The sequence below is a fragment of the Streptomyces sp. Xyl84 genome (assembly GCF_059731885.1).
Genome location: NZ_AP029182.1, coordinates 5,940,229 through 5,963,139, shown reverse-complemented (window position 1 = coordinate 5,963,139; position 22,911 = coordinate 5,940,229). Strand labels below are relative to the sequence as shown.

21 protein-coding genes and 1 pseudogene are annotated in these 22,911 nt (G+C 74.4%); 7 read left to right on the top strand and 15 right to left on the bottom strand.

What is annotated here, in order from left to right; translation table 11 throughout:
* Positions 1–3 precede the first annotated feature (3 nt).
* The gene (locus AC6I72_RS25880; RefSeq protein WP_498003540.1) at positions 4–2,955 is read right to left on the bottom strand and encodes a YfhO family protein; all 2,952 of its coding nucleotides are present in this window, start codon (positions 2,953–2,955) and stop codon (positions 4–6) included.
* Between the two features lie 405 nt (positions 2,956–3,360).
* Here AC6I72_RS25880 and AC6I72_RS25875 point away from each other — a divergent pair, with 405 nt between their 5' ends.
* On the top strand, positions 3,361–3,786 hold the full coding sequence (locus tag AC6I72_RS25875) for a MerR family transcriptional regulator (protein WP_498003539.1): 426 nt from the start codon (positions 3,361–3,363) through the stop codon (positions 3,784–3,786).
* On the top strand, positions 3,783–4,202 hold the full coding sequence (locus tag AC6I72_RS25870) for a carboxymuconolactone decarboxylase family protein (RefSeq protein ID WP_366726850.1): 420 nt from the start codon (positions 3,783–3,785) through the stop codon (positions 4,200–4,202). Before AC6I72_RS25875 ends, AC6I72_RS25870 begins: the two co-directional genes overlap by 4 nt.
* A 20-nt stretch (positions 4,203–4,222) precedes the next feature.
* Here AC6I72_RS25870 and AC6I72_RS25865 read toward each other — a convergent pair.
* Positions 4,223–4,578: pseudogene (locus AC6I72_RS25865) on the bottom strand (alpha-L-arabinofuranosidase C-terminal domain-containing protein); the annotation flags it as partial.
* Between the two features lie 160 nt (positions 4,579–4,738).
* Between AC6I72_RS25865 and AC6I72_RS25860 the strand changes: the two are divergent.
* Positions 4,739–5,191: a DUF6314 family protein gene (locus AC6I72_RS25860; protein WP_498003538.1), complete on the top strand. Its 453-nt coding sequence runs from the start codon at positions 4,739–4,741 to the stop codon at positions 5,189–5,191.
* Between the two features lie 43 nt (positions 5,192–5,234).
* On the opposite strand, the gene AC6I72_RS25855 is transcribed toward AC6I72_RS25860, so the two are convergent.
* Positions 5,235–5,672, bottom strand: a complete 438-nt coding sequence (locus AC6I72_RS25855; RefSeq protein WP_498003537.1) for a GNAT family N-acetyltransferase — start codon at positions 5,670–5,672, stop codon at positions 5,235–5,237.
* A 269-nt stretch (positions 5,673–5,941) separates the two neighbouring features.
* Positions 5,942–7,387 (bottom strand): aminotransferase-like domain-containing protein, encoded by a 1,446-nt coding sequence (locus tag AC6I72_RS25850; RefSeq protein ID WP_498003536.1) that lies wholly within the window; start codon positions 7,385–7,387, stop codon positions 5,942–5,944.
* On the opposite strand from AC6I72_RS25850, the gene AC6I72_RS25845 reads away from it, so the two are divergent.
* Both AC6I72_RS25845 and AC6I72_RS25840 read left to right on the top strand, forming a co-directional pair.
* A complete protein-coding gene (locus AC6I72_RS25845) occupies positions 7,386–8,420 on the top strand; it encodes a DMT family transporter (RefSeq protein WP_498003535.1) in 1,035 nt (344 codons plus the stop codon). The two genes, AC6I72_RS25850 and AC6I72_RS25845, sit on opposite strands and share 2 nt — an antisense overlap.
* A gap of 123 nt (positions 8,421–8,543) precedes the next feature.
* On the top strand, positions 8,544–8,750 hold the full coding sequence (locus tag AC6I72_RS25840; RefSeq protein WP_037860183.1) for a DUF1918 domain-containing protein: 207 nt from the start codon (positions 8,544–8,546) through the stop codon (positions 8,748–8,750).
* Positions 8,751–8,805: 55 nt separating this feature from the next.
* Here AC6I72_RS25840 and AC6I72_RS25835 read toward each other — a convergent pair whose 3' ends face one another.
* Entirely contained in the window at positions 8,806–10,146 is a 1,341-nt protein-coding gene (locus AC6I72_RS25835; RefSeq protein ID WP_498003534.1) for a glycoside hydrolase family 10-like protein, read from the bottom strand.
* Between the two features lie 174 nt (positions 10,147–10,320).
* On the opposite strand from AC6I72_RS25835, the gene AC6I72_RS25830 reads away from it, so the two are divergent.
* Positions 10,321–11,181 (top strand): 3-hydroxybutyryl-CoA dehydrogenase, encoded by an 861-nt coding sequence (locus AC6I72_RS25830; protein WP_037860187.1) that lies wholly within the window; start codon positions 10,321–10,323, stop codon positions 11,179–11,181.
* Between the two features lie 183 nt (positions 11,182–11,364).
* The gene (locus tag AC6I72_RS25825) at positions 11,365–11,622 is read left to right on the top strand and encodes a hypothetical protein (RefSeq protein ID WP_498003533.1); all 258 of its coding nucleotides are present in this window, start codon (positions 11,365–11,367) and stop codon (positions 11,620–11,622) included.
* On the opposite strand, the gene AC6I72_RS25820 is transcribed toward AC6I72_RS25825, so the two are convergent.
* From AC6I72_RS25820 to infC, 10 genes are all read right to left on the bottom strand, one after another.
* The gene (locus tag AC6I72_RS25820) at positions 11,623–12,204 is read right to left on the bottom strand and encodes an NUDIX hydrolase (protein ID WP_498003532.1); all 582 of its coding nucleotides are present in this window, start codon (positions 12,202–12,204) and stop codon (positions 11,623–11,625) included.
* 234 nt (positions 12,205–12,438) lie between these two features.
* The gene (locus AC6I72_RS25815; RefSeq protein WP_498003530.1) at positions 12,439–13,791 is read right to left on the bottom strand and encodes an NsdA family TPR-like regulatory protein; all 1,353 of its coding nucleotides are present in this window, start codon (positions 13,789–13,791) and stop codon (positions 12,439–12,441) included.
* A gap of 270 nt (positions 13,792–14,061) precedes the next feature.
* Positions 14,062–14,937 carry a PP2C family protein-serine/threonine phosphatase gene (locus AC6I72_RS25810; protein WP_498003529.1) on the bottom strand — a complete coding sequence of 292 codons (876 nt, stop codon included), beginning with the start codon at positions 14,935–14,937 and terminating at the stop codon, positions 14,062–14,064.
* Between the two features lie 152 nt (positions 14,938–15,089).
* A complete protein-coding gene (pheT, locus tag AC6I72_RS25805; RefSeq protein ID WP_498003528.1) occupies positions 15,090–17,594 on the bottom strand; it encodes a phenylalanine--tRNA ligase subunit beta in 2,505 nt (834 codons plus the stop codon).
* On the bottom strand, positions 17,594–18,712 hold the full coding sequence (gene pheS, locus AC6I72_RS25800; protein ID WP_051813318.1) for a phenylalanine--tRNA ligase subunit alpha: 1,119 nt from the start codon (positions 18,710–18,712) through the stop codon (positions 17,594–17,596). Before pheS ends, pheT begins: the two co-directional genes overlap by 1 nt.
* 167 nt (positions 18,713–18,879) lie before the next feature.
* Complete coding sequence (locus AC6I72_RS25795; RefSeq protein ID WP_498003527.1) at positions 18,880–20,022, bottom strand: sensor histidine kinase; 1,143 nt, start codon at positions 20,020–20,022, stop codon at positions 18,880–18,882.
* Between the two features lie 201 nt (positions 20,023–20,223).
* The gene (locus AC6I72_RS25790) at positions 20,224–21,087 is read right to left on the bottom strand and encodes a TrmH family RNA methyltransferase (protein WP_498003526.1); all 864 of its coding nucleotides are present in this window, start codon (positions 21,085–21,087) and stop codon (positions 20,224–20,226) included.
* Between the two features lie 203 nt (positions 21,088–21,290).
* Entirely contained in the window at positions 21,291–21,674 is a 384-nt protein-coding gene (gene rplT / locus AC6I72_RS25785; RefSeq protein WP_006141703.1) for a 50S ribosomal protein L20, read from the bottom strand.
* Positions 21,675–21,799: 125 nt separating this feature from the next.
* A complete protein-coding gene (gene rpmI, locus AC6I72_RS25780) occupies positions 21,800–21,994 on the bottom strand; it encodes a 50S ribosomal protein L35 (RefSeq protein ID WP_004933563.1) in 195 nt (64 codons plus the stop codon).
* Positions 21,995–22,105: 111 nt separating this feature from the next.
* A complete protein-coding gene (gene infC / locus AC6I72_RS25775; RefSeq protein WP_365528466.1) occupies positions 22,106–22,780 on the bottom strand; it encodes a translation initiation factor IF-3 in 675 nt (224 codons plus the stop codon).
* Between the last annotated feature and the right edge of the window lie 131 nt (positions 22,781–22,911).

Here is a 22,911-nt window from a genome sequence, read left to right as displayed (position 1 = left end):
CGGTCAGAGAGCGCTGGGCGTGCGCTCGCGCGGGCGTGTGGGTGTGCGGTGCGGGGCGGAGCGGTCGGCGGACCGCCGGCGGCGGACGGCGCCGAGGACGCCGAGCAGGGCCAGGACCAGGAGCGAGGCACCGCCGGCGGCGGTGCCCAGGCGCAGGCCCGGCGGGTGGAAGGTGCAGGTGACGCTGGTCGCGGAGCCGTCCAGGGGGACGGCGATCAGGCCGTAGTACTGCTCGGCCGGGGTCTCGGGGCCGCCGCCCGCCGCACACCGCCAGCCGGCGATCCGGGGCGCGGCGACGACGGCGGTGCCGGTGCTGCCGGCCGGGAGGCGGGCGTGCAGCGTGCCGTCCGAGACGGTCACCTCGCTCGCGCCGGTGGCCTTGAGGTGCTCGACGGCGGTGTGCAGCCGGGCGGTGTCCAGGCAGCCGACGGCGCCGTCCGGGACGGTCCCGGCCCTGGTCGGAGCCAGCTCGATCCGCAGCCGCCCGGAGGCCGGGACCCGGCCGAGCCGCTGCATGGCGGCGATCTTTGCGGCGTCGGAGGTGAACCGCCCGGTCGGGCCGTAGGCGGCGCCCGCCCCGGTGCCGCCCGCCGGGGCGGCGGTCAGGCGGGCGGTGCCGGAGAAGTGCGGCGCCCACAGGTAGACCTCGCTGCCGGCCGGGCACCGGGCGGTGATCGACGGCTTGCGCGCGGGGCTCTCCCCGGCGGTGCGGCGGGCGGTGCCGATGCGCAGGCCGGGACGGGCCGCGTCGCCGTCGCGCTCCGGCCGCTCCCCGCCCCAGGTGCGCACGGTGAGGGACGGCACGGTGTAGACACGGGCGCCGAGCACCAGTTCCTGGTTGCGGTACGGCGACGGTCCGAGAGCGGACACACCGGCCGTGCCGGCCGCGGCGGCGCCGGACGGGCGTACGGTCACCAGCGCGGGCACGTCCTGGCGGGACACGGTCAGCGGGCTGCGGTCGCGCGGGTTCCAGTGCTGGTGCTGGTCCGGCGGGGAGTGCACGCGGGCGCCCACGGAGAAGACCGCGTCCGTGACGGCGTTGTCCAGGCTCTGCAGGTTCCGGCCGCGGGAGGTCCAGCCGTCGCCCAGGGCGGTGAGCATGCGGCTGAGGACGTCGGCGGTGAGACTGCTGTAGTACTGGGCGCCCTGGCCGCCCACCATCATCGGGTCGTTGCCCACGGTCTGCTCACGGCCCGGGTCGGTGCGGTAGCGGGGCCAGTCCTCGGCCCGCGCCACGGCGTCCGCCTGCCGCTGCTGCCGTTCTCCCCAGGGCGCGTAGTCGTCCAGGTGGGCCAGGCGCAGCCGGGTCGCCACGGCGGAGGTAGCGGTGGCCTCGCCCAGCTGGGCCGCGACGAGCAGCACGGCCGCGAGACCGAGCAGACCGGCACGGCGCCGGGTGGCGAGGGCGGGCCGAGGGCGCGGAACACCGGCCGGGTGCGCGCCGGCGGCCGGCGGACTCCCGGCACCGGGGGACGGCCGCGCGTCGTCGGCAGCGGGCCGCGCGTCCTCGCCCGCCGGCCGGACCGGTTCCCCGGGGGCGGCCACGGACGCCGCATCCAGCCTCGGCTCCCCGGTCTCCCCCGTCTCCCCGCGCTCCGCGCGGCCGAGGAGGAGCAGGCCGCCGACGGCGGCCGCCGCGGCCAGGATCAGCACCGGCCAGGCGAAGGAGCGCACCAGGCCGCTGCCGCTCGCGGCGGCGGCGATCACGGCGAGCAGGGCGCCCGCCGCGCCGAGCGCGCGCGGGCCCGGGGTGCCGTACGAGAGGGCGTACCAGGCGGCGGTCACCAGCAGCGCGCACAGCACGAAGGCCTGGCGGTACGGGCTGCCGTTCGGGGTGGCGAAGGCGTGCCAGGCCAGGTGGGTCGGGGTCCACTGCAGGGACAGCGTCACTGCGGCCACCAGCAGGGGCCATCCGGCGCGCACCCGTTTCGGGGCTCCCCGGTGGAAGGGCAGCGCGAGGGCGAGCAGCAGGGCCGTGGTGCCCACGAAGAGGGCGGGGCTGCCGAAGCCGTACGTGGTGGGCAGCAGGCGGGCCAGCAGGTCCTCGGCGGGCACCGGCGTGAAGTGCGTGACCCGGCCCGGATAGGCGTGCTTGGTACCGAGGTAGACCACCGTCACCAGCGGTGCGGCCAGTCCGACGCCGAGGACGACGGTGACCGTGGCCCGCCCGGCGGCGGCCAGGGCGCGCCGGCGCGGCAGACGGCCCAGCCAGAGCCGCAGCAGCAGCACCAGTGCGGCGCCGAGCGTGGCCATGTAGGCGGTGTAGAAGTTGGCGGTCCAGGCGAGCGCCACGATCACCACGCCCAGCAGCGGGCGCCGTCCGGTGAGCGCCCATTCGCCGACCAGGCACAGCAGGGGCAGCGCGACGAGGCCGTCCAGCCACATGGGGTTGTACGAGGCGTCCGCGAGGGACCATCCGCACAGGGCGTAGGCGGAGCCGAGCAGTCCCGCCGCCCACCAGCGGCCGGGGCGCAGGCGCAGCAGCAGCCAGGCCATGGCGGCGCCGGCCGACGCGGTCTTCAGTACGGTCACGACGTAGACCGCGAGGTCGATCTCGTCCCGCGGGAAGAGTGCGACCAGCAGGGCGAAGGGGCTGCTGAGGTAGGTCCCGAGGTCGGGCAGGAAGCTGGATCCGTAGCCGGACTGCCAGTTGACGAGGAGTCCGCCGTCAGCGCGCCCGTGGAGCAGGTCCCACAGGTGGGCGTGGAAGGGCACGTACTGGTTGCCCAGGTCGTTGACGCTGCGGGTGCGGGGGCCGAAGGGGTAGCTGCCGGCCACGGCGTCGGCGGCGCAGAAGGCGGTGGCGGTGATCAGCGCGGCCAGCAGGGCGGCCGACTGTCCCGGCCGCCGCCACCACGGCGGGGCCGGCGGGCCGCCGTCCGGGGCGCCGGCGCCCCCGTCCGCTCGTCGCCGCGCGGCTCCGAAAACGGTCCTCGGCAGGCTTGGGCGATCCATTCTCGGCAGGCTCCCAGGGAATTCGGGACGTACGGCGTCTCGTCGGGGGGAGGGGAGATCACTCCCCGCGCGTTGCTGATTCGCCGGCCTGGACGGCCGGAGTTCCCGTTGGCCGTTGCCGTCGCCCAGAATCGGTGCCGCGAATTCGAATGCGCAGCAGTATTCTCCGGCACCCTGTTTCCGTCAGGGAAACTCGAACCGTCGCGTAAATGATCCGGCGGTTAATTGAATTGCCGCCGGGTGTCGGGACGGTGACGCCACGGGCCCCCGGGGCGGGCGGCGGCCCGCGGGGCGACTCACGGCGACTCACGGGGGGGCGTGCGGCTCGCGGGGCCGGAGCCCGCGCGGGAGGTGTCCGGGGGCCGCCCTTGACCTGGAGCGCGCTCCAGGTTCTACGGTCTTCCCATGACCAGCGGACAGCCCCTCCTGCGAGGCCGGGGAACGACTCTGACCATCGCCCAGGTCGCCGAGCGCACCGGCCTCACGCACGACACCCTGCGCTACTACGAGCGGGCCGGCCTGATCGAACGGGTCGGCCGCACCACCGGCAACCAGCGGCGCTACGAGGCGGCGGACCTGGCCTGGCTGGAGTTCCTGCTGCGGCTGCGCGAGACGGGCATGCCGATCGCCGACATGCAGCGCTTCGCCCGGCTGCGGGCCCAGGGCGAGGCGACGGTCGGTGACCGGCTGACGATGCTGCGTGAGCACCGGGCCGAGCTGGCCGCGCGGATGCGGGCGCTGCGCCGCAGCGCGGGCGCGCTGGACGACAAGATCGATCACTACGAACGACTGCTGCACGAGCAGCGGACGGGGACGGACGACCCGACATGAGCGAGAGCACCACCCGTGAAGAGCGCTTCGCCCGCGGCCTGGAGGTCCTGCGGAGCGTGGACGGCGAGGCGGGGCAGCGGGTCATCGACTCGCTCGCCGACATCAGCCCCGAGCTGGGGCACCAGGTCGTCTCCTGGGGCTTCGGCGAGATCTACGCGCGCCCCCAGCTCGTCCCGCGCGACCGCCAGCTGGTGACCCTGGGGATGCTGACCGCGCTCGGCGGCTGCGAGCCCCAGCTGGAGGTGCACGTGAACGCGGCCCTCAACGTCGGTCTGACGCCCGAGCAGATCGTCGAGGCGATGCTGCACGCGGCCGGGTACTGCGGTTTCCCGAAGGCCCTGAACGCCACCTTCGTGGCCAAGAAGGTCTTCGCCGAGCGTGGGCTGCTGCCGCTCGGACAGCAGCCCACGGCGTAGGGGCACGGCCCGGCCGCCTGCTTCTGCCTGATTCCGAGGAACGTGACGGAGTCGGGCGGGAAGGTGGACGGGAACCGGCCGGCGGCCCCGGTGAAGGCGGACGTGCGGGGCACGACGGCCGCCGAGGTCTCGGTGTTCACGGCGTCGGGCGCGGCGGCCGGGGTGGCGACCTTCGCCCGGGACGCGACCTACGCCCCGCCGAGGTCGATCGCCGTACGGGCCGCAGAGGAGCGCGCGTTGACGACCTTGACGATCAGCTCGCCGGTGGCCGCGTCGCGGGTGACGACCTGGCGGAACGGCTCGGCCGGCCTGTCGTCGGTGAAGGTGCCCACTCCTCGCCGTCGAGGAGGAGGGTCACCTGGCGGCCGCGCACCTTCCAGCCCGCTCAGTCGTTCGAACGGCAAGATAGGCAGGGGGCGAGAGCCCGTCCATGGGGCCGGCGAGGTCCATGTCGACACCGGGCGGACGGCGGGCCGGTGCGGGCCGGACCGGCCGGGCCCCGGACCCGGCGGAACGCGAGCGGAGGGCGGAACACGATGGGCGAGTACTGGCCGGTCCCGGACACGCTGGCCTACCTGGCCGGGCGGTGGCGGGCCGAACGGTCGGTGCGGGATCTGGCGAGCGGCGACGAGGGCGTCTTCACCGGCGTGACCGACTTCGGTCCGCTGGACGGCGGCGGGCTGCTGCACCACGAGTCGGGCACGTTCGTCTGGCGGGGCGTGGCCCGCCCCGCCGAGCGCACCCTGCGGTTCCTGCCGGGGACCTCGCCGGGCGGGGCGGACGTGCGGTTCACGGACGGGCGGCCCTTCCACGACCTGGACCTGACCTCGGGCCGGCACATCGCCGACCACCCCTGCTCGGCGGACCTCTACCGCGGCGAGTTCACCGTCCGGGACGCCGACCACTGGCGGACCGTGTGGCGGGTGGGCGGCCCGGCGAAGGACCTGGTGCTCACCACCGACTACACGCGCTGCCCGCGCGAGAGCTGAGCCCGTCGCCCGTCAGGGGCCCCGCCCCGCCGGAGCCCCCGTCTCACTCGAAGACGAGCGCCATCCACTGCCCGGGGCGCTCCAGCGGCCGGAAGCCCAGCTTCTGGTAGACGCCGTGCGCGTCGTGGGTGGCCAGCAGGATCCGGCGCAGTCCGTGGGGCCGCAGGTGTTCGCGGACGGCGGCGACGAGCGCGGTGCCGATGCCCTTGCCGCGGACCGCCCGGTCGACGTAGACGTCGCACAGCCATGCGAAGGTCGTCAGGTCGGTGATCACCCGGGCGTACGCGACCTGTTCGCCGCCGGCGGTGTCGAACACCCCGAAGTTGAGCGACCCGTCGATGGCCCGGTCCTGCTTCTCCCGCGCCCGGCCGTGCGCCCAGTAGGCGTCCGTCGAGAGCCAGTGGTGCACGCGCGCGGCGTCGATGCGGGCGGGGTCGGTGGAGATCTCGTAGCCGTCGGCCAGGCGCGGGGTGTCGTCCATGCCGGGAGGCTGCCAGCCGGGACGGTCCGTGTCGACCGGGTTTCCCGCCGTCGGATCCGCCGCCGACGCATCCGCCGTCGCCGCGGGCCGGGCGCGTCGAGCCAGGCGTGTCCAACCGGGCGCGTCGAGCCGGGTGGGGGCCGGGGACGCCCGGCCGAGCGCGCCGGACCGGGTCCGTGACGGCCCACCGTGGGGCCACCGTGGGGGCCACCCGCGGGGCCGGGCACGCCGGGCCGGGCCCCGGGGGGGCGTGCGCGCCGGGACGGTCGTCAGGGAAGGGACTCGGCGCAGGCTGTGCGCAGGCGGCGCACGCCTTCCGTGATCTCCGCGGTGCCGCCGACCGCGGCGAAGCTCAGCCGGGCGTGCGCGGCCGGGGGTTCGGCGCTGAAGTACGGGCGGCCCGGGGTCAGCGCGACACCCGCGCGCAGGGCGGCGGCCGTGAAGACGGCCTCGTCCGTGCCGTCCGGCAGGCGGACCCACAGGTGGTAGCCGCCGGACGGGACGTGCGGGAGGGCCAGTTCGGGCAGGTGCAGCCGCAGCGCACTCGTCATGGTGTCCCTGCGGGCCTTCAACTCGGCGGCCAGGGCGCGCAGATGACGCGGCCAGGCGGGCGACCCGACGAGTTCCAGGGCCGCCTCCTGCAACGGCCTGGGCACGAAGAAGGTGTCGACGACCTGGATCGCGCGCAGCCGCTGCAGGGCCGGCCCGCGGGCGGCCAGCGCGCTCACCCGGAAGCTGGGCGAGGTCGCCTTGGTCAGGGAACCGACGTGCACGACGACGCCGTCCGGGTCGTCGGCGGCCAGCGGCGGCGGCAGGGGGCCCGCGTCCTCGTGCACGAGCCGGCGCACGAAGTCGTCCTCGACCACGAACGCGCCGGCCTCCCGGGCGATCCGCACCACCTCGGCCCGCCGGCCCGGGGCGAGCACGGCACCCGTGGGGTTCTGGAACAGCGGCTGGCAGACGAAGACCCGCGCGCCGCTCGCCCGGAACGCGTCGGCCAGCAGCTCCGGCCGCACCCCGTCGGCGTCGACCGGTACCGGGACCGGCCGCAGCCCGGCGGAGCGGGCGATGGCCAGCATCCCCGGGTAGGTCGGTGACTCGACCAGCACCGGGGCGCCGGGCGGGGCGAGCGCGCGCAGCGCCGTGGTGAGCGCCGACTGACCGCCCGCCGCGATCAGCACCTCGGCGGCGGTGACCGTCCCGCCGGGGCCGCCGATGCTCCGCGCGAACCACGCGCGCAGCTCGGGGAGCCCGTCCAGCGGCGGCCTGCCCCAGGCGCCGGGACGGCGGCCCGCGCGGGAGAGCGCGGCGGCCATGGCCCGCTCGGGCTGGAGCGAGGGGTGCAGATAGCCGCCGCTGAACTCGACCACTCCGGGCGGCGGCGCGGCGAGCGAGACGGTGACACCGGAGGCGTCGACCGTGCGCGGTACGAGGTCGGCGGCTCCGTCCGCGCTGAGCGCGACCGCCTGCCAGGAGGTGTCGCCGGACGCGGGGGCGGAGGCCGGCGGCGCGGCCCGGAAGGCGCCGGCGCCGGGACGCGTGACGACGAGCCCCTCGGCCACCAGGTGCGCCAGGGCGCGGGAGACGGTCACCGGGCTCACCCGGTACCGCCCGACCAGGGCCCGACTGGACGGGAGCTTTCCACCGGGAGTGTAGCGCTCCACCTCCCTCCGAAGCTCTTCGGTCAAATCCCCCACACTGCTACGCTCATGCATGGAAGCACAGAGTAGCGCTACTGCGCGAAAGCCGATAGCGGCCGACCATCCCGCGCCCGGAACTCCGGACGGACTCGGGAAGGCTCCGGGGCCGACACTGCGGGCACCGGCTCCGGACGGACCCGCGGGAGCTGACGGACCCGCGGGAGCTGACGGGCCCGCCGCGGTGTCCGGCCGGACGCGGTCCGGGCTCCTCCAGGCCGCCGCCGGTGTCCTCGCCTTCTCCCTCACCTTTCCCGCCACCGCGTGGGGCCTGCGGGGCTTCGGGCCCTGGTCGCTGGTGGCCGTGCGCAGCGTGCTCGCCGCCGCCGTCGCGGGCGGCTGCCTGCTGGCGCTGCGCGTGCCCCCGCCCGCGCGCCGCCACTGGCCCTCGCTCGCGGTCGTCGGCGCCGGGGTGGTCCTGGGCTTCCCGCTGCTCACCACGCTGGCCCTGCGCACCTCGACCACCGCGCACGCCGCGGTCGTGGTCGGTCTGCTCCCCCTCACCACGGCGCTGCTGTCGGCGCTGCGGGTCGGCGCACGCCCGTCGCGGACGTTCTGGGCGGCGGCCCTGGCGGGCGCGGCGGCCGTGGTCGCCTTCACCGTGCAGCAGAGCGGCGGCGCGCTGACCGCCGCCGACGGCTTCCTGTTCGCCGCGCTGCTGGTGTGCGCGGCCGGCTACACCGAGGGCGGCCGGCTGGCCCGCCTCATGCCGGGCTGGCAGGTCATCGGCTGGGCGCTGGTGCTGTGCCTGCCCGTCGCGGTCCCGCTCACGGCGGTCGCGCTGGCGTACGAGCCGGTGCACCTCGGCGTCCACGGCCTGGCCGGGCTGCTGTGGCTGGCGGTCGGCTCGCAGTTCCTCGGGCTGGTCCTGTGGTACCGGGGCATGGCGGCGGTGGGCATCCCCAGGGCCAGCCAGTTGCAGCTGGCCCAGCCGCTGCTCACACTGGTGTGGTCGGTGCTGCTGCTCGGCGAGCGCCTGACGCCGGCCGCCCCGCTGACGGCCGCCGCCGTGCTCGTCTGCATCGCCGTCACCCAGCGGACGCGCGGCTGACCGGCCTCACCGGCGCCGACCGCACACCCGGTTCCGGCCGCACGCCGGTTCCGGCCGCGCTCCGCGCCGTAGACTCGGGAACCGAGGACCGCTGCTCCCCCGCATGGTGAGGAGGCCCCGCAGATGCGCGCAGCCAAAGGCGACAAGCTCGTGCAGCACGGCCGGGTGGTCGGCCAGCACGACCAGGTCAGTGAAGTGGTCGAAGTGATGGGTACGGAGGGCAACCCGCCCTACCGTGTTCGTTTCCCGGACGGGCACGAGGCCGTGATGTCACCCGGCCCCGACTGCCAGGTCCGTCATCACCAGGAAGAACGGCAACAGCCCCGGTGATCCGGCGCGGCACCCGGTTCCGCAGCCGGTGCCGGGTACCGCGGGTACCGGACGATCAGCGCGGGGGGCGCGCCGGCTGCCGGTAGTGGCCGGCGACCACGCGTGCCATCGCGCCCGCCGGGTCCGCCGCGACCTCCTTGGCCGCGAAGAAGACGTGCCCGCGCACCTGCGGGTACTTCTTCGCCAGCGTGAGGTGCCGGGACAGCTCGTCCGGGTCCCGCCACGCCTTGCCCTGGCTCGCGTCACCGGCCTTGTAGAGCGCCTCCCCGAGGTAGAGGCGGGTGCGGCTGCCGCGCGCCACCTCGGCCCACCAGGGCACCAGCTTCGCGTAGTCGGCGGCGCTCAGGCCGATGTTCCAGTACAGCTGGGGGACGATGTAGTCGATCCAGCCCTTGCGGACCCAGGTGCGGGTGTCCGCGTACAGGTCGTCGTAGGACTGGGCGCCCGCCCTGGTGTCCGAGCCGCGCGAGTCGGTCGAGGCGTTGCGCCACACACCGAACGGGCTGATGCCGAACCCGGTGCCGGGCCGGACCCGCGCGATGCCCGCCGCCGTCTCCCGGACCAGGCGGTCGATGTTGTCCCGCCGCCAGGCGGCCCGCCCCGTGAAGCCGCCGCCGTGGCGGGCGAAGGCCGCGTCGTCGCCGAAGGAGTGGCCGGCCACCGGGTACGGGTAGAAGTAGTCGTCGAAGTGGACACCGTCGACCGGGTACCTGCGCACCGCGTCGAGCATCGCCTCCTGCACGAAGGCGCGGACCTCGGGCAGCCCCGGGTTGTAGTAGAGCTTCCCGCCGTACGGCACCACCCAGCCGGGGTGCTTGCGGGCGGGGTGCGAGGCGGCGAGCCGGGACGGATCGTCGTGCAGGGCGACGCGGTAGGGGTTGAACCACGCGTGCAGCCGGAGCCCGCGGGCGTGCGCCTCCTCGACGGCGGTGCCCAGCGGGTCCCAGCCGGGGTCCTTGCCCTGGGTGCCGGTGAGGAACTGCGACCAGGGCTCGTAGGGCGAGGGCCACAGCGCGTCGGCGGCGGGCCGCGCCTGGAAGAACACCGTGTTGAGGCGGCGGCGCACCGCCGCGTCGAGCAGCGCGGTCAGTTCGCCGCGCTGGCGGGCCACGCTCAGCCCGGTCCGCGAGGGCCAGTCGCGGTTGGCCACGGTCGCCAGCCACATGCCGCGCATCTCGGTCGCGGCGCCGTCACCGCTCGCGCCGCCGGCACCCGCACCGTCCCCGTGTGCACCGGCCTCGCCCGCGCCGTCACCGGGCGCCCCGCCGCCATGGGGCCCCCGGCCGCGCGTCCCGGCAAGGGCGCCGGGGGGCTGGGGCGCCGCCGAGGCGCCCGGTGCCACCGCAAGGGTCGACAGGGCCGCCACCGTGAACGCCCGTCGTGTCACTCGGCCCATGCGGGCACCCCCAGTACGCCGTGGATCCGCGCCGTCACGGATCGTGCACCGGGCCAGCATGCACGACCCGGCCGGGCGATCGGCGTCACGACGGGGGTAACGTGCTCGATCGGAGCAGGCACCGCACACATGGGCCGCCTGCCACAGCCGTAGATCAGCAGCGAAAGGGACGATGTGACCGACATCGAACGCGTCGGAGTGGTGGGCTGCGGCCAGATGGGCGCGGGCATCGCCGAGGTGTGCGCCCGGGCCGGCCTGGACGTGAAGGTCGCCGAGACCACCGGCGAGGCCCTGGAGATCGGCCGCACCCGGCTGTTCAACTCCCTGGCCAAGGCGGCCGAGCGCGGCAAGATCACCGAGGAGGAGCGGGACGCCACCCAGGCGCGGCTCACCTTCACCACCGACCTCGGCGAGTTCGCCGACCGCGACCTGGTGATCGAGGCCGTGGTGGAGAACGAGCAGGTCAAGACGGAGATCTTCCAGGTCCTCGACCAGGTGGTGACCCGGCCGGACGCGATCCTGGCGTCCAACACCTCCTCGATCCCGCTGGTCAAGCTGGCCGTCGCCACCGCGCGCCCCGACCAGGTGATCGGCATCCACTTCTTCAACCCGGCCCCTGTGCAGCAGCTGGTCGAGCTGATCCCGGCGCTGACCACCTCCGAGGGCACCCTGAGCCGGGCGCAGCTGTTCACCGAGAAGGTGCTCGGCAAGCACGCCATCCGCGCCCAGGACCGCTCCGGCTTCGTGGTCAACGCGCTGCTGATCCCCTACCTGCTCTCGGCGATCCGGATGTTCGAGTCGGGCATCGCCAGCCGCGAGGACATCGACAACGGCATGGAGCTGGGCTGCGCCCACCCGATGGGCCCGCTGAAGCTGTCCGACCTGATCGGCCTGGACACGGTCGCCTCGGTCGCGTACTCGATGTACGAGGAGTACAAGGAGCCGCTGTACGCCGCTCCCCCGCTGCTCCAGCGCATGGTCGACGCCGGCCGGCTGGGCCGCAAGAGCGGCTCGGGCTTCTACACCTACGGCTGACCACGCAGCGCGACGCCCCGCGGGCCCGGCACCTGGACGGTGCCGGGCCCGCGGCGTTCACACGGCGTGTGCGTACCGGACTCGCATATGCCGTTCGCACACTCTCCCCCCACGCCCACCAGGCGAGTTGACTCCTCATGCACATGCAAGGGATGTGAGACGACTACGGAAAGGAGCGGATCTGTGACCGCCGATCCCGAGCATCCCGCTGTTCCCGGAGAACTCGCAGAGTTACGACGCCGTCTGGACGTGGCCTACGCCCGCGTGGAGGGCGGACTGGCCCTGCTGAACCACCGGACCGAGGAGACCGCGAAGGAACTCGACGAGCTGAGCGCACGGCTCGTCACCGTCGAGCACTCCCGCTGGCCGCTGCCCGCCGTCTCGGCGCTCGCGGCCGTGGGCGCCCTCGTCCTGGCCGTGTGGCAGGCACTGGGCCGCTAGCTAGGGCCTGTCGCGGAAGTCCCGCCCGCCCGGGGGCGCGGGCGGGGTGTCCTGCCCGAGCCGGAGATGGTGCAGGAGCAGCAGGGCCGCCGCCATGTTGGCGGCCGGGACCTCACCGCGGGCGACCATGTCGGGCACGAGCTTGAGGGGGACCCATTCCCGGCGGTCCGACTCGAAGTCGTCCACGGGGTGTCCGACGTACTCGCCCTCGTCCGACCAGTAGATGTGGTGCCGGGCGTCGGTGAGGCCGTTGGACGGCTCCACGCTCATGAGGTGGTGCAGCCGTCCCGGCCGCCAGCCGGTCTCCTCCTCCAGTTCCCGGGCCGCCGCGTGCGCGATGTCCTCGCCGTCCTCGACGACGCCCGCGGCCAGTTCCCAGCCCCAGCTGTCGGTGATGAAACGGTGGCGCCACAGGAGCAGGACCTCGTTGGCGTCGTTCACCACCGTGGCCGCGGCCACGGGCCGCAGCCGTATGAGGAAGTGGTCGAGGTGCCGGCCGTCCGGCAGCGCCACATCCGCGAGATTGACGGTGAACCAGCGGTTCGCGTACACAGTTTGTTCGCTCTGTTTCGTCCACTGCACGGTTCTGCCACCTTCCGTCGGGTCAGTGGCAATATCGCAGCCGGGGCGGTCCATGAGGCAGGCGCACGGCGAGCCGCGCACGGCGCAGCGGCGGGCGCAGAGCGGCCGACGGGGGGCGGACGCTGTGGGCCGGGGCCCGCTCCGGTGCGCGTGAGGCAGCCTGCGGGCGCGGGGGCCGGGTCTCGGGCGCGGAGGTCGGTGGCGGGTGTGGGGGGCAGGTGGCGGGTGCGGGGGTCAACGGGTCGTGAACAGCGGTACGCGCAGCGCCCCGTCGATGAGTTCGGCCGCCTCGGCCGTACCCGCGCAGCCGCTGCGCACCAGGTGCTCGCGCACCGCCCGCAGTCTGTCCCGCAGCCGCTGCGACTCCATCCCGCGGGCCTGCTCGGTCATCCGCACCGCCGTGGCCACGGCCTTGTCCACGTTGCCCCGGCGCAGCTCGACGGTGCTGAGCATGGCCAGCCGGTGCACCCGGCCGCGGTCGTGCGCGGGGGTGTCCACCGCCGCCGCGGCGTGCTCCTCGGCCGCCGCCAGCTCGCCGAGGCTGAGCAGCGCCTCCGCCACCTGGACGTTGACCAGACCGGGCTGGACGTAGCCGGTCTCGTCGGGCTCGTGTCCGCGCCGGATGCGTTCGGCGGCCTGCTCGGCGCGCCGGATGCAGGACAGCGCGCTCGTGCCGTCGCCGAGGTGGGCGTACGCCTTCGCCTGCATCGCGAACAGGTCGGAGGCCAGCGCGGGGGTGATGTGCCGGCCGGCGGCGCGCAGCGCCGCCTCGGCGAAGGCGACGGCCTGCCGGAACTCCCGCATGAACAGCGACTGGTTGACCAGCAGCGCTATCACGTACGCCCCCAGCCCCCGGTCCCCGCTCGCCTTGGCGAGCCGCAGCGCCTGGTGGAAGTAGCGCTGGGCGAGCCCGTGCGCGTCGGAGTCGTACGCGCAGATGCCCGCGACCGCCACCAGCCCGCCGGTGGCCCGGTGCAGTTGGCGTCCGGTGGCGTCGGTGTAGCCGCCGCGCAGCAGCGGGGCCGCCTCGGTGTTGAGGAAGCCCACGACGCGGCCGCGGGTCGCCACCCCGCCGGCCTTGCGGTACATCTGCTCGTAGTGCGTACGGGCCGCGCGCAGCATCTCGATGTCGGCCGGGGTGACCCGGTGCCGGCCGCCCCGGGAGACGTCCGCGTCCTCGGGCGGGTTCTCCCACTCCCACACCGGCATCACCGCCGGGGTGCCGGTCACGGCGGGCGCGCCCAGGACGTGCGGGCGCTGCTGCTCGTCGGAGCGCCACAGGGCGGTGGCCCGTTCGACGAAGCCGGACAGGGAGGTGCCGTGCGGGGCGGACGGCTCACCGGGCACGCCCAGGCCGATGTCGTCGAGGGTGACGGGCCGGTGCAGGCGGCCGGCCAGCACCTCGCAGATCAGGTCGGGCACCTGGCCGCGTGGCCGCTGGCCCTTCAACCACCGTGCGACGGCGGTGTGTTCGTAGCGCAGGGCGAGGCCGCGTGCCCGGCCCGCCTGGTTGACGTGCGCGGCCAGACCGGCGTGCGAGATGCCCGCCTCGTCCAGGATCGCGTCGAGCAGTGTGTTGGGCTGCATGTCGGGCCCCCCGGGTGGCTCGGTGCGGACAGCGTAGTGCGGGCCGGTTCACACGGGGTGTGAACCGAGTGCCCGCATCCGCACCGTGCGCGCGCTGTCGCGCAGCGTGGGCGGCCGGTTGACTGAGATGCCTCCTCCAAGAGGCCGGCCGGACCGCCGGCTCCCCCTCGTACAGTGCGGCGGTCCGCTCCCGCGCCGCCCGCTCCGCCGTCTGCCGACACTCCATGGCGGAGCGGGCGGCGACCGGACGGCGGGGTGAGCGCGAGCGCCTCACGGGCAGCGTCGGACGACGAGGACCGCCGCGTCGTCCGCGGGCCGGTGACCGGTGTGCCCCAGGAGTCGGGTGAGGACGGCCCGCAGCAGCGACTGCGCGGCGAGCGGGCCGGGGCCGCTCGCCTCCGCGAGCACGGCCCGCAGCGGGAAGAACCGGCCCCGGGCGTCCCGGGCGTCCGCCACGCCGTCCGTGTGGAGGACCAGGCTCTCGCCGGGCAGCAGACGGCCGAGTTCGGCGACGGGCAGGCGGGAGGGCAGCGGGAAGAGGCCGAGCGGCGGCAGCGGCACCGAGCGGGAGACGGGCTCCACGGCCTTGCCGCTCAGCCGGTACGGCCACGGGTGCCCGCAGTTGAGGGCGTGCAGGGTGCCGTCGGCGGCGACCTGCACCACGAGGACGGTGACGAAGTCCTCGGCGGCCGGGTGGTCCGGGTCGTCCCGGACGTGCGGTCTGCGGGCGAGGGCCCGGTCCAGGCGCCGCAGCACACCGGCGAGATCGGCCTCGTCGTGGGCGGCCTCGCGGAAACTGCCGAGCACGGTGGCGACGGTACCGAGTGCGGCGAGGCCGTGGCCGCGCACATCACCCATGACGAGCCGTACGCCGTGCTCGGTGGCGAGCACCTCGTACAGGTCGCCGCCGACCGCCGCGCCCCGGTCGGCGGACAGCTGGGCCGCCGCCACGTCCAGTCCGGCGACGCGGGGCGGCAAGGGCCGCAGCAGCACGCTCTGCGCGGCGCCCGCGACCGCGCGGGCCTGCCGCAGCTCGCGCAGCATGGTCCGCCGGGCGTGCAGGAAGAGGCCGGTGCAGGTGCCCACGGCCAGGAACACGGCGCCCTGCCGTACTCCGCGGGGAGCCCCAGCCCTGATGCGGATCATGACCATGGCCCCCCAAGAGGCGCTGACAGCGCGGACCGGCCCCGAGGGGCCGGTCCGATTCTGTCGATCGTGCGCAGGGGCGGGGCCGGATCATCGGCCCCGCCACCCGAACGAGTGACCACGGTCTCCCGTTCCGGCCGCACTCTCCTGCGCTAGCTGCGCAGCTCCGCTCCGGTCCGCTCGGCGGCCAGGGCCACCGCCGCGTCGCGGGCGGCGGACGCCTCGTCCACCGTCAGCGTGCGGTCGGCGGCGCGGAAGCGCAGCGCGTACGCCAGCGACTTGCGGCCGTCGCCGAGCTGCTCGGCGTTCTCGTAGACGTCGAACAGGCGGATGGACTCCAGGAGTTCACCGGCGCCCTCGCGCAGCGCGGCCTCCACGTCGGCGGCCGGGACCGGCTTGTCGACGACGAGGGCGACGTCCTGCGTGGCGACCGGGAACGCGGAGATCCGCGGCGCCCGGGCGATGCCGTCCCCGGCCCGCTGGAGCAGGTCGAGGTCGATCTCCATCGCGCAGGTGCGCTCCGGCAGGTGCATGGCCTTGACCACGCGCGGGTGCAGCTCACCGGCGTGGCCGACGAGGGTCTCGGCACCGTCCACCTCGGCGTACAGCGCGGCGCACCGGCCGGGGTGCCAGGGGGCGTGCCGGTCGGCGCGGACGCTCAGCTCCGCACCGGCCTCGCGGGCCACGGTCCGGGCCGCCTCGATCGCGTCCGCCCAGTCGGCCGGGCGGCCCTTGCCCCACCAGCCGGCCTGCTCCCGGGCGCCGGCGAGCACCACGGCGGCCCGGCGGGGCTGGCGCGGCAGCGCGGCGTCGAGGGCGGCGAGCTGCTCGTCGGTGGGCCTGCGGTCGGCGGGCAGCCGGACCGCGGTCTCCTCCTGGCCGGTGGGCCGGAAGACGAGGCCGGTCTCGAACAGCGCCAGGTCGTGGCTGCCGCGTCCGTCGTTGCGGCGCAGCGCGCCGAGCAGGCCCGGCAGCAGCGTCGTCCGCAGCGAGGGCTCCTCGTCGGAGAGCGGGTTGAGCAGGGTGACCCGGGTGCGGCGCGGGTCGCCGGCGTCCAGACCGAGCTGGTCGAGGACGGCCTCGCCGAGGAACGGGTAGTTCGGCGCCTCGACGTACCCGGCGCCCGCCAGGGCACGGCCGACGCGGCGGTGCAGCCGCTGGCGGGCGGTCAGACCGCGGCCGGGCAGCGGCCGCGGCAGCGTGGAGGGCAGGTTCTCGTACCCCTCCAGGCGGATGACCTCTTCGGCCAGGTCGTTCGGGTCGGTCAGGTCGGGCCGCCAGGACGGCACGGTGACGATCAGCTCGTCCTGCCCGTACACGTCGCAGCCCACCTGCTGGAGCCGCCGTACGACGGTCTCCCGGCCGTACGTGACGCCCGCGACCTTGTCGGGGTGGTCGGCCGGGATGGTGATGGTGCGCGGCGCGGAGGGCGCGACGACCTCGGTGACGCCCGCCTCGGCGGTGCCGCCGGCGAGCAGGACCAGCAGGTCGACGGTGCGCTGCGCGGCGGCGGAGGCGGCCTGCGGGTCGACGCCCCGCTCGAAGCGGCGGGAGGCCTCGGAGGACAGCTTGTGCCGGCGGGCGGTGCGCGCGACGGCGACCGGGTCGAAGTGGGCGGCCTCGATGACGACCTCGGTGGTGGTGCCCTCGGTGTCGTCGATCTCGGTGTTGGCGCCGCCCATGACGCCCGCCAGGCCGATCGGGCCGCGGTCGTCGGTGATGACCAGGTCCTCGGCGGACAGTGTGCGGGTGACCCCGTCGAGGGTGGTGAGCTGCTCGCCGCGCTCGGCCCGGCGCACGCCGATGGTGCCCTGGACGCGGGAGCGGTCGTAGGCGTGCAGCGGCTGGCCCAGCTCCAGCATCACGTAGTTGGTGATGTCCACCGCGAGCGAGATCGGGCGCATGCCGGCCTTCTGCAGGCGGCGCTGGAGCCAGATCGGGGAGCGTGCCTCGGGGTCGAGGCCGGTCACCGTGCGGGCGGTGAAGCGGTCGCAGCCGAACGGGTCGGCGATCTTCACCGGGTGCCCGAAGGCGTTCGGCGCCGGGACGTCCAGCAGGGCCGGGTCGAGCAGCGGGCGGCCGTAGGCGATGGCGGCCTCGCGGGCGACACCGCGGATCGACAGGCAGTAGCCGCGGTCGGGGGTGACCGCGATGTCCAGGACCTCGTCGACGAGCTGGAGCAGCTCGATGGCGTCGGTGCCGACCTCGTGCTCGGGCGGCAGCACGATGATGCCGTGCGTGCCGTCGTCGCCCATGCCCAGCTCGTCGGCCGAGCAGATCATGCCGTGCGAGACCCGCCCGTAGGTCTTGCGGGCGCTGATCGAGAAGCCGCCGGGCAGGGTGGCGCCGGGCAGGACCACGACGACCTTGTCGCCGACGGAGAAGTTGCGGGCACCGCAGACGATCTCCTGCGGCTCACCGGTGCCGTTGGCCCGGCCGACGTCGACGGTGCAGAACCGGATCGGCTTCTTGAAGCCCTCCAGCTCCTCGATGGTGAGCACCTGGCCGACGACGAGCGGCCCCTTGAGGTCGGCGCCGAGCTGTTCGACGGTCTCGACCTCGAGGCCCGCCGGAATGAGCTTGGCCTGGACGTCGCGCCCGGTCTCCGTCGCCGGCAGGTCGACGTACTCCCGCAGCCAAGAAAGCGGGACCCGCATCAGATCTCCATCCCGAACGGCCGGGTGAACCGGACGTCACCCTCGACCATGTCTCGCATGTCTTCGACGTTGTGGCGGAACATCAGCATCCGCTCGATGCCGAACCCGAAGGCGAAGCCGCTGTACTTCTCCGGGTCGACGCCGCAGGCGGTCAGCACCCGCGGGTTGACCATGCCGCAGCCGCCCAGCTCGATCCAGCCCTCGCTGGAGCAGGTGCGGCAGGGACGGTCGGGGTTGCCGACGGACTCGCCGCGGCAGACGTAGCAGACCATGTCCATCTCGGCGCTGGGCTCGGTGAACGGGAAGAAGTTCGGCCGCAGCCGGGTCTTCATGCCCTCGCCGAACAGCGACTGCACCATGTGGTCGAGGGTGCCCTTGAGGTCCGCCATGGTCAGGCCCTCGTCCACGGCCAGCAGCTCGACCTGGTGGAAGACCGGGGTGTGCGTGGCGTCCAGCTCGTCGGTGCGGTAGACCCGGCCGGGGCAGATCACGTAGACCGGCAGCTCACGGCCGAGCAGGGAGCGGATCTGCACGGGCGAGGTGTGGGTGCGCAGGACGAGACCGGAGTCGGCCCCGTCGTCGCCCCGCACGAAGAACGTGTCGTGCTCGCTGCGCGCCGGGTGGTCGGGGCCGATGTTCAGGGCGTCGAAGTTGAACCACTCGGCCTCGACCTCGGGGCCCTCGGCGACCTCGTAGCCCATGGCGACGAAGATGTCCTCGATACGCTCCGAGAGCGTGGTCAGCGGGTGCCGGGCGCCGGCCGGTACGCGGTCGTGGGGCAGCGTGACGTCCACGGCCTCCTCGACCAGGACGCGGGCGTCGCGCTCGGCCTCCAGCTCGCCCTGCCGGGCCGCGAGGGCCTTGTTCACGGCGCCGCGGGCCATGCCGACGCGCTTGCCCGCGTCCGCCTTGGCGTGCGGGGGCAGGGCGCCGATCTCGCGGTTGGCGAGCGACAGAGGGGAGGCCGGGCCGGTGTGGGCGACCTTGGCCTCGTGGAGCGCGTCGAGGGAGTCCGCGGCGGCGAAGGCGGCGAGCGCCTCGTCCCGCATGCGCTCGATCTCTTCCGGTTTCAACGCCTCGACCTCGACAGGGTCGTACGACTTATTCGGTGCCGACATCTCTTCCCGTGCTTCCGATTGTCCCCCAGCTACCGCTGGGGCCAGGCTGACGGTCCCCGTCTGCGACTCGTGGACGAATCGTCTCCGTTTCTGGGACGCAAAGGTGCCAAAGGCCGAGTCTAACGGGGCTGGGGAAAGCGGATGCGCCCGTGGGGCCCGGCCGGTGCTCAGAGCAGGTGCGCCGGGGTGCCCACGGGCAGCGTAAATCGGAACCGCGCGCCGCCGCCGACGGCGCGTCCGACCGTGATGGTGCCGCCGTGGGCCTCCACGATGCCCTTGACGATGTAGAGCCCGAGGCCGGTGCCGCCGCGCTTGCTGCCCCGCCAGAAGCGGGTGAAGACGCGGTTCATGGACTCCTCCGGGATGCCGGGCCCCTCGTCGCTCACCGTGACCGACGTACCGGCGTCCTCCCCTTCCCGGGGGGACGCCGCGGGCGTGACGTCGATGGTGACGGTTCCCTCGCCGTGCCGCACGGCATTTTCGATCAGGTTGCTGAGCACCTGGTCGATCTTGTCCGGGTCGGCCCACAGGTCGGGCAGCGGCTGTTCCAGGCGGACCAGGAACCGGTCGGCGGGCTGGCCCGCGGCGACGTAGGCCTGGACGTGCCGGCCGACCGCGGCCCCCATGTCGACGAGCTGGCGGCGCACCTCCAGGCGGCCGGAGTCGATGCGGGAGATGTCGAGCAGTTCGGCGATGAGCCGGGTGACGCGGTCGGCGTCGGCGTCGACGGTCTCCAGCATCAGCCGTTTCTGGTCGTCGGTGAACCGCTCCCACTTGGCGAGCAGGGTGGCGGTGAAGCCCTTGACGGAGGTCAGCGGCGAGCGCAGCTCGTGGGCGACGGTGGCGATCAGCTCGGCGTGGCTGCGTTCGGTGCGGCGCCGCGCCTCGGTGTCCCGCAGGCAGACGACCACGCGGCGGACGGGCCCGGTGGGACGGTCGCGCACGTACCGGGCGGACACCAGGACCTCCCGGCCGCCGGGCAGCAGGAGGTTGCGTTCGGGCTGGGCCACGCGGATGGCGAGGCCGCCGTAGGGATCGGTGAGCTGCCACCAGCGGCGGCCCTCCAGGTCCTCCAGCGGCAGGGCCTTCTCCAGGTACTGCCCGAGGGCCCGGTCGGCGGGGACGGCGGTGATGCGGGCGGCGGCGGTGTTGAAGCGGACGACCCGGCCGTGCTCGTCGGCGATCACCAGCCCGTCGGGCAGGTCGTCGGGGTCGACGGCGCCGCCGGCCACCTCGGCGGCGGCCGGCGGCGCGGATGCCCGGGGCGCGCCGCGTGTGCCCGGTACCGCCCCACTCGTGCCGACACTCATCCCGTACCCCACCTTCCCGACGGTGCAGCAGGCCCCCGAGCTGGTCACCCTACTAGGGTCTTCCGTTCGGACGAGGCCGGATCGGGGAGCGGGCGCCGGCGACGGGGGCACCTGCGGCGCCGTCCGGGCAGCGGGGCAGGTCTCCGGTCTCCCCCTCCCCGGACGCCGCGAGCTTCCCGGCGAACCTCCCCGGCCGCAGCGCTAGCCGGCGGTACCGGAGCGGCATCCTCCGCGGGCGCGCTGCGCGCGGGCCGACGCGTACAGGCACACGGCGGCGGCGGTGGCGAGGTTCAGGCTCTCGGCTTTCCCGTGGAGGGGGACGCGGACCACGGCGTCGGCCAGGTCCCGGGTCTCCTCGGGCAGGCCCCAGGCCTCGTTGCCGAATACCCAGGCGGTGGGGCCGCCCATGGTGCCGCGGTCCAGTTCGTCGTCGAGGTCGTCCGCGCCCGCGCCGTCGGCGGCCAGCACGCGCACCCCGCTCTCCTTGAGGCCGGCGACCGCCTGTTCGACGGGGACACCGACGGCGACCGGCAGGTGGAAGAGCGACCCCACGGAGGCCCGTACCGCCTTCGGGTTGTACAGGTCGACGGAGGCGTCGGTGAGGATCACGGCGTCGGCCCCGGCGGCGTCGGCGCAGCGCAGCACCGTACCGGCGTTGCCCGGGTCGCGTACGTGCGCGAGGACCGCGACCAGGCGGGGGCGGGCGGCGAGGACCTCCTCGAACGGGGTGTCGAGGAACCGGCAGGTCCCGACCAGGCCCTGCGGGGTGACGGTGGTGGAGATGTCGGCGATCACCTCGTCGGCGGCGAGGTGGATCCGGGCACCTGCGGCGCGGGCCTCGCCCACGATGTCGGCGTAGCGCTCGGCGGCCTCCACGGTGGCGAAGAGTTCCACGAGTGCGGCGTCGCCGTCCGGTGTCCGGTGCGCGGCGGCCTCCCGCACGGCCTGGGGCCCCTCGGCGAGGAACAGCCGGTCCTTCCCCCGGAAGTTCCGCTTGGCAAGCCGCCGGGCGGCGGCCACACGGGCGGAACGGGGGGAGATCAGCTCAGGGGTGGCGGCGGGCATCCTCTTACCTTCGGAGAACTTCGTGCGGCGGCGTACACGCCCGTCAGGGGCGCGGGGCGGTTGCGGCGGGCGGCTGCGCCGCGTGGGCGCGGGCGACCGCGGCGGGCCCGCGGCCGGACGACGGCCGCGGGCCCCCAACAGCAGGACCCGCAAGCCTCGAAAGCTTGCGGGTCCTGCGACACCGGGTCATGGCCGGCGTGGCGTCACGCGGCCTTCGGCGCGTTGACGTCGCTCGGCAGAGCCTTCTGCGCGACCTCGACCAGCGCGGCGAACGCGTTGGCGTCGTTGACGGCCAGCTCGGCCAGGATCTTGCGGTCGACCTCGACGTTGGCGGCCTTCAGACCCTGGATGAAGCGGTTGTAGGTGATGCCGTTGGCGCGGGCAGCGGCGTTGATGCGCTGGATCCACAGCTGACGGAAGTCACCCTTGCGCTTCTTGCGGTCGTTGTAGTTGTAGACCAGCGAGTGGGTGACCTGCTCCTTGGCCTTGCGGTACAGGCGCGAGCGCTGACCGCGGTAGCCGGAGGCCTGCTCGAGGATCGCCCGGCGCTTCTTGTGGGCGTTGACTGCCCGCTTGACGCGTGCCACTTGTTTGACTCCTTGTAGCGGGGCCGTGGGTGTGCTCACACGGCCCGGAAACGATTGGGTCCCGGTCCTGACGGACGGCGCGCGGGGTCGGCCGGTACGAGATCAGCCGGCCGGGCGCCGCGGCGTCACTTGCCGAGAAGCTTCTTGATCTTCGCGGCGTCGCCCGGGGCCATCTCGGCGTTGCCGGTGAGGCGACGCGTCACGCGGGACGACTTGTGCTCGAGCAGGTGGCGCTTGCCGGCGCGCTCACGGAGCACCTTGCCGGAGCCGGTGACCTTGAAGCGCTTGCTGGCACCGCTGTGCGACTTGTTCTTCGGCATAGCGCCGTTCTCTCCTCGTCGGTGGCGCTCCGGTGCCCGGTCGCGAGAACCGGGCACGGTGGAGCGTCGCTCTTGTTTCGGTTACATCCTGGGACGCGGGGTCCCGGGGGGTCACGCCTCGGCGTGCTCCTCGGCCGGCTCCTCGGCAGGCGCCTCGATGTCCGCGGCGTTCTGCGAACGGCCCGGGTTGGCCTTCGCGTCGGCCTTGCGGGCCTCCTGCGCCTGGCGGGCCTCGGCCATCGCCTCGGTCTTCTTCTTGTGCGGACCGAGAACCATGATCATGTTGCGGCCGTCCTGCTTCGGGTTCGACTCGACGAAACCGAGGTCCTGGACGTCCTCCGCGAGGCGCTGCAGCAGCCGGTAGCCCAGCTCCGGCCGGGACTGCTCGCGACCGCGGAACATGATCGTGATCTTGACCTTGTCGCCCTGCTTGAGGAACCGGACGACGTGACCCTTCTTGGTGTCATAGTCGTGCGGGTCGATCTTCGGCCGGAGCTTCATCTCCTTGATGACCGTGTGCGCCTGGTTCTTGCGCGCCTCACGGGCCTTCATGGCCGACTCGTACTTGAACTTCCCGTAGTCCATGAGCTTGCACACGGGCGGACGGGCGTTCGCCGCGACCTCGACCAGGTCCAGGTCGTACTCCTGCGCAAGCTCCAGTGCCTTGGCCAGGGGGACGATGCCCACCTGCTCGCCACTGGGACCGACAAGTCGCACCTCGGGAACGCGAATCCGGTCGTTGATGCGGGGCTCGGCGCTGATGGATCCTCCTCGGTAGCACCACACGGCGGTCTGGCGGACAGCCGCGTACGTCTGTGTTCGATAGACCTAACCGCGCCGAAGCAGCAAAAATGCCCCGGACGATCACAGGCGGGGCTCCTCGAACTACCGGAGCGACCGCCGCGATGGCCGCGGGG